Consider the following 2,063-nt stretch of genomic DNA (forward strand, 5'->3'; position numbering starts at 1 on the left):
GGCAGTCCGACGAACATTGCCTGCGGGACGGCGCGTTTGGGGTTGAAGACGGCTCTGATTTCCCGTGTGGGCGATGAGCATATGGGCCGGTTTATTCTTGAGCAGCTGGCCCGTGAGGGGGTTTGCACCGACGGGGTTGTGACCGACCCCGAGCGTCTGACCGCTTTGGTGATCCTTGGCATTCGCGATGAGGAGCAGTTTCCGCTGATCTTCTACCGCGAGAACTGCGCGGATATGGCGCTGTGCGAGGATGACATTGATGAGGATTTCATCAAGCGGGCGCGGGCGGTTGTGGTGACGGGCACGCACCTGAGCCATCCTCGGACCGAGGCTGCGGTGATCAAGGCGCTGAAGCTGGCGCGCAAGCATGGTCTGCGCACGGCGCTGGACATCGACTACCGTCCCAATCTGTGGGGCGTGGCGGGCCATGGGGACGGCGAGAGCCGCTTTGTGGAAAGCGCCAAGGTGACGGCAAAGCTGCTGTCGTCTTTGCATTATTTTGACCTGATCGTGGGGACCGAAGAGGAGTTCCACATCGCGGGCGGCTCGACCGATACGGTGAAGGCGCTGCGCGCGGTGCGCGAGAACTCGGGCGCGGCGCTGGTGTGCAAGCGGGGGGCTTTGGGCGCGGTGGCCTTTGAGGGCGACGTGCCGGACAGTCTGGATGATGGCCAGACCGGCAAGGGCTTCCCGATTGAAGTTTTTAATGTTTTGGGCGCGGGCGATGGGTTCTTCTCGGGGCTTTTGAAGGGCTGGATGGAGGATGCCGGTTGGCCTGTGGCGCTGAAGTATGCCAACGCCTGCGGGGCCTTTGCGGTGAGCCGTCATGGCTGCACGCCGGCCTATCCGTCGCTGACCGAACTGGAGTTCTTCCTGGAGCGTGGGGTCAAGCAGAAGGACCTGCGCAACGATGCGGAACTGGAACAGATCCACTGGTCCACCACCCGCTACACCCGCAATGCGGGGGACTGGTCTTCCATGCGCGTCTTCGCCTTCGACCACCGTCTGCAGCTGGAAGAGATGGACGGTTACACGCTGGCCAAGGGCGGGGAATTCAAAGAGCTGTGCATGAAGGCCGCTGTTCAGGTGCAAGATGGCCGCGATGGCTATGGCATTCTGTGCGACAATCGGATTGGCCGCTCGGCGCTGCACGCAGCGTCTGGCTCGGGTCTCTGGATCGGGCGTCCGACCGAATGGCCGGGCTCGCGCCCGCTGACGCTGGAGCCGGAACTGGGATCGGACTTTGGCGGTCTGGGCCAGTGGGCACGGGAGAATGTGGTGAAGTGCCTGTGCTTCTGCCATCCCGATGATGATGCGGCGACCCGCGCGGATCAGGAAGCGACTGTGAAGCGCCTGTTTGAAGCCTCGCGCCGGAACGGGCTGGAGTTCCTCTTGGAGATCATCCCCTCGAAGGTGGGTCCGGTGGATGAGGATACCACAGCGGTGTTGATCCGCCAGTTCTACGAGATCGGTGTCTACCCTGACTGGTGGAAGCTGGAGCCTCTGAAGACGGCAGACGCCTGGGCCAAGGCCGTGGCGGCGATTGAGGAGTATGATCTGCACACCCGCGGGATCGTGGTTCTGGGTCTGGATGCGCCCGAGGCAGAGCTGGCGGCCTCGTTCGAGGTGGCGGCGGGCTTTGGTCTGGTGAAGGGTTTTGCCGTGGGCCGGACGATCTTTGGCGATGCGGCACGGGCCTGGATGAAGGGCGAGATGTCCGATGAGGCAGCGATTGCGCAGATGGCCGAGCGGTTCACGCGGCTTTGTGCGGTGTGGGACGGGGCACGCGAAGCGGCCCGCCGGAACGCGGCGTAAGGGTTCGGGGGCGGTTCGGGGCTCTGCCCCGCTCGGGCAAGCCCTCGCCCCCCGAGGTATTTGGTCCAAGATGAAGAAAGCGGGCCCGTTTTAACGGAGCCTTTACGGGTTTGGGAGATAAGCATGGGCACGATCCGGCTGACAGCGGCGCAGGCCATGGTGAAGTGGCTGAGTGTGCAGATGGTTGAGGCAGAGCCATCAGGCAGCGAAGCGGTAGGGCATGGGGCCGTATCGCCCTCAAGTAGCGA

1 protein-coding gene is annotated in these 2,063 nt (G+C 63.5%); it reads left to right on the forward strand.

Features of this window, described 5'->3' with window-relative positions; all coding sequences use genetic code 11:
- Nucleotides 1-1,815: bifunctional 5-dehydro-2-deoxygluconokinase/5-dehydro-2-deoxyphosphogluconate aldolase (locus CLV74_RS22360; RefSeq protein WP_106269144.1), on the forward strand; the 1,815-nt coding region annotated here is incomplete at its 5' end.
- Nucleotides 1,816-2,063: the final 248 nt, after the last annotated feature.

The organism is Donghicola tyrosinivorans, assembly GCF_003003355.1.
GTDB classification, from domain to species: Bacteria; Pseudomonadota; Alphaproteobacteria; order Rhodobacterales; family Rhodobacteraceae; genus Donghicola; species Donghicola tyrosinivorans.